Origin of the sequence: Synechococcus sp. H60.2 (genome assembly GCF_047462315.1) — a bacterium.
Lineage (GTDB): Bacteria > Cyanobacteriota > Cyanobacteriia > Thermostichales > Thermostichaceae > Thermostichus.
The window spans coordinates 1-4,280 of record NZ_JANSIZ010000120.1 but is presented as its reverse complement, the minus strand read 5'-3'; the positions used below and the strand labels follow the sequence as shown (position 1 = coordinate 4,280).

Sequence of the window (4,280 nt, the reverse complement as noted above, 5' to 3'; positions counted from 1 at the left end):
TTTACTCCTGATTAATCCATCCTGCTTCCGGAGTTGGTTTGCTAAGTGTTGCTACTGTACCCCTTGGTTCTTTAACAGGCTGTACCGCAGTGCGAGAGTCCAAGAAGATGAAGTGCAAAAAGAACGACTAGCTGATAGTCAAATGGTCAGAACTTGGGTCATGCTCCATCATTAGGAGCTATCCCCCCTACAGTATACGGTAGGGTATCTTGCGAAGGAGGCGCCACTTTGGCCACTTAAAGTTCCAGAGTAGCTTTCCTTCCCGCACTAAAGTGCGGGGCCTCCAGCTAACCTTCTGCGACCCACCTTCTTTCATGGAGCAACCAATCTCTTCCCTGGCACCTGATCCCATCAAGCCAGGGGATCTCCTATCCCTGGAGATCACCGACCTAACCCCCGAGGGCAATGGCATTGCCCATACGCTTGGCCACGGGCGGGGTCGGGTGGTGTTTGTGGCCCAAGGTGTGCCGGGGGATCGGGTGGTGGCCCAGGTCATTGAGATTAAGCGCAACTACCTGGTCGGGCGAATTCGTTCCCTCCTTGCTCCCTCGCCGCAGCGGGTGCGACCCGCTTGCATTGTGGCGGACAAGTGTGGTGGCTGCCAGTGGCAGCACGTCAGCTACGAGCAGCAGCTAGCCACCAAACAGCAAATTCTCCGGGATGCCCTGGAGCGGATTGGCGGCCTCTCCCTGCCCGAGCCCGTCCCGATTTTGGGATCCCCACAGCCGCTGCGCTACCGCAACAAGGTCACCTACCCCATCGCCAAAGCGGAGGGCCAGCCGTTGCGCATGGGCTACTACCGACCGGGCAGCCACCGCCTGGTAAACCTCAACCAATGCCCTGTGCAGGACGAGCGGCTGGATGTGTTCCTGAGGGAAATAAAGCAGGATCTGCAGGAAACCGGCTGGAGCGTGTATGACGAAAGCCGCCACCAGGGCCACCTGCGCCATCTGGGCTTGCGCATTGGCCGCCGCACCCGTGAGGTGCTCCTCACCTTGGTCAGTTGCAGCCGCAACCTGCCCCATCTGGAAAGGTGGGCCCAGCGCTGGATGCAGCGCTACCCCGACCTAGTGGGGGTCTGTCTTAACCTCAACCCGGCCCGCACCAACGTCATCTTTGGCCCGCAAACGGAGGTCATTGCCGGGCGGGGATCCCTGCGGGAAGAATTGGCCGGTCTTTCCTTTTGGATTGACAGCACCTCCTTCTTTCAAGTCAACACGGAGCAGGCGGAGGCCTTTTTTACCTGGATAGTGGATCAGCTCCAGCTGCGTGGCGAGGAGATCGTCCTAGATGCCTACTGCGGCATCGGCACCCTAACCCTGCTCTTGGCCCGGCGGGCCAAACGAGTGATGGGGGTGGAGGCGTTGCCAGCGGCGGTAGCCCAGGCCCGCTACAATGCCCAGTTCAACGGCATCGCCTCGGCCCAATTTTTCCAGGGCACAGTAGAAGCGGTTTTGCCGACTCTGCCTCCTGCCGGTATCGTGGTGTTGGATCCGCCGCGGCGCGGCTGCGACCTGCAGGTGCTCGAGATCCTGAAGCAGCGACAACCTCAGCGCATCGTCTACATTAGCTGTCACCCTGCCACCTTGGCGCGCGACCTGCAAATCCTGATGGCCGAGGGATCCTACCGCCTAACCCAATGGCGAGCTGCCGACTTCTTTCCCCAAACGGGCCATGTCGAGGGAGTGGTCTTTTTGAAGCGGGTCTGAGGGCAACACCACGGGAGGGGGGTGAGGGCGCAGCAGCCCCCCGCAACCAACCAATGCTAACGTCAGAATAGTTAAAGTTTCGCAACGGATCCCCTTGCCGTTACCCTAGCCTCTCATGCTCAGAGCTGGCATTGTTGGCCTGCCCAATGTGGGCAAATCGACTCTCTTTAACGCCCTCTGCGAAAATGCCAAGGCCGAGGCGGCCAACTTTCCTTTTTGCACCATCGAGCCCAACATAGGGCGGGTGGCGGTGCCGGATGAGCGCCTAGAGGTGCTGGCCAAGATCAGCGGCTCGGCGGCAATCGTCCCCGCCCAGATTGAGTTTGTTGACATTGCTGGGCTCGTAGCTGGCGCCAGCAAAGGCGAGGGGCTGGGCAACCAATTTCTCTCCCACATCCGCCAGGTGGACGCCATCGTGCATGTGGTGCGCTGCTTTCAGGACGAGAACATTGTCCACGTGGCCGGCTCCGTGGATCCCCTGCGAGACATAGGCGTGATTAACCTGGAGCTGGCCCTGGCGGATCTGGCGCAGATCGAGCGGCGTTTGGAGCGGGTGCGCAAGCAGGCCAAGTCCGACAAAACGGCTCAAGTGGAGCTGCAGGCCCTGGAAAAGCTACAGGCTGCTCTGGACGAGGGCAAGCCAGCTCGCCTGGTGCCCCTTAGTCCGGAGGAGGAGGCCGCCATCAAGGGGCTGGGGCTACTCACGCGCAAGAAGGTAATCTACGCCGCCAACGTAGCAGAAACGGAGCTGGCTACTGGCAACGACTGGGTAGAGCAGGTGCGGCAAGTGGCCCAGGCGGAAGGGGCGCGTGTGGTGGTGGTCTCAGCCCAGGTGGAGGCGGAATTGGTGGAGCTGCCGCCTGCAGAGCGACAGGCTTATCTAGACTCGCTGGGGGTGAAAGAAGGGGGGCTGAAATCCTTGATCCGCGCCACCTACGAGCTGCTGGGTCTGCGCACCTACTTTACTTCCGGCCCCAAAGAAACTCGCGCCTGGACGATCCCTGCCGGTGCCACTGCTCCCCAGGCAGCGGGGGTGATCCACTCGGATTTTGAGCGGGGTTTTATCCGGGCAGAAACGATAGCGTATGAGGATCTAGTGGCAGCAGGATCCCTAAGTGCTGCCCGAGAGAAGGGGCTGGTGCGCAGCGAGGGCAAGGACTACGTGGTTCAGGAAGGGGATGTGATGCACTTTCGCTTTAACGTCTAGGTCTCCCTCTGCCTCCCTGCTCAGGCAAGATGGGTTTTCTCAGAAATTTAAGATTTGCTCACTGTCCCTAGGCAAAAAGACTTAGCCCCCTTGGGCAGAGGATATGGGCTCAGGGGGTCTTCTATCAGTCCGACCGTTTTCCTGAGAAAACCGTTGACGCTGTAACGAAACATCACAATAATTGGACTAGATAAACAAATGTTTGTTTTAGGGATACGTTGATGGATCTACTGCAATACGGGCCGATGGCCTGGGTCTACTTGGCAATTTTTGCTTCCATCATCTGGTGCATTTGGGGTCGTTCGGAAGACGACATCATGTTCTAGAGCAACAGGGGTTCCTCTGTGAGCTTGGGCTATTGCTTGCGCCTGAGCGGGCAGGGGGATCCTTCTCTGGCATAGCCTCTTGATGACCGCAGCCTTGCAAAGATTTCGTTGAGAAACTTTGTGGACTCCCGGCAGGCTTGTGCTGGACTTGAGATCGAGAGGAATGCCATGCCGGGTGGTGGAAAACTCTTCCCCCTGGCCCTGCAACACGCAGCCTGCAACGGTTATGGGTGTTCATAGCTTGACCTCCCGCCGTCCCTTGCCGGGGGCGGAAAAGATGTCAGAGGGCTACTGCCTCTCCTGGCGAGGCGTTGGGGTGATGGGAGTGTTGAATGTAACTCCTGACAGCTTCAGCGACGGCGGCCAGTGGGGATCCGTAGAGGCAGCCGTGCAGGCAGCCAAGGCCATGGCAGCAGCGGGAGCCTTGATTGTGGATATCGGCGGCGAGTCCACCCGGCCGGGGGCGGAGCCGGTGTCGGTGGAGGTGGAGTGCGACCGGGTTTTGCCCGTGATCCGGGCTCTAGAGGGATCCGGCATTCTCATCAGCGTTGATACGCGCCGAACGGAGGTGGCGGCGGCGGCTCTAGCAGCCGGAGCGCACATGATTAATGACGTCACTGGGCTGCGGGATCCGCAGATGATGCAGCTGTGTGCCGAGAAGGGGGTGCCGGCAATCATCATGCACATGCGGGGAGAACCGCGCACCATGCAGCAGCTCACCCACTACGACGACCTCGAAGGGGAAGTTTTTGGCTTTCTCAAGGACCAAGCAGAACGGGCGCTGGCAGCCGGTGTTCCCAGTGTGATTTTGGATCCCGGCCTGGGCTTTGCCAAAACCGCCGAGCAGAACATTGCCCTCCTCAAAGCGCTGCCACGGCTGGTGGCCTATGGCTACCCGGTGCTGGTGGGAGCCTCGCGCAAAAGTTTTGTTGGCCAGCTTGCCGGGATTGCTGTGCCCAGGGAGCGGGATAGCGCCAGCGTAGCCGTGCACCTCTTTGCCGCCAGCCGGGGCGCTACCCTGGTGCGGGTGCACACCGT

3 protein-coding genes are annotated in these 4,280 nt (G+C 60.0%); all 3 read left to right on the top strand.

Annotated elements, in window-relative coordinates; genetic code table 11:
- Nucleotides 1-314: 314 nt before the first annotated feature.
- The gene (gene rlmD, locus NW845_RS12410; protein ID WP_414378749.1) at nucleotides 315-1,709 is read left to right on the top strand and encodes a 23S rRNA (uracil(1939)-C(5))-methyltransferase RlmD; all 1,395 of its coding nucleotides are present in this window, start codon (nucleotides 315-317) and stop codon (nucleotides 1,707-1,709) included.
- Between the two features lie 115 nt (nucleotides 1,710-1,824).
- A complete protein-coding gene (ychF, locus tag NW845_RS12405; RefSeq protein WP_414378748.1) occupies nucleotides 1,825-2,916 on the top strand; it encodes a redox-regulated ATPase YchF in 1,092 nt (363 codons plus the stop codon).
- 552 nt (nucleotides 2,917-3,468) lie between these two features.
- The coding region (gene folP, locus NW845_RS12400) for a dihydropteroate synthase (protein WP_414378747.1) at nucleotides 3,469-4,280 on the top strand (812 nt) is incomplete at its 3' end.

Bases quoted from the DNA above. Each gene is read 5' to 3' on its own strand.
- ychF (WP_414378748.1), top strand. From the start codon at position 1,825: ATGCTCAGAGCTGGCATTGTTGGCCTGCCCAATGTGGGCAAATCGACT.
- rlmD (WP_414378749.1), top strand. From the start codon at position 315: ATGGAGCAACCAATCTCTTCCCTGGCACCTGATCCCATCAAGCCAGGG.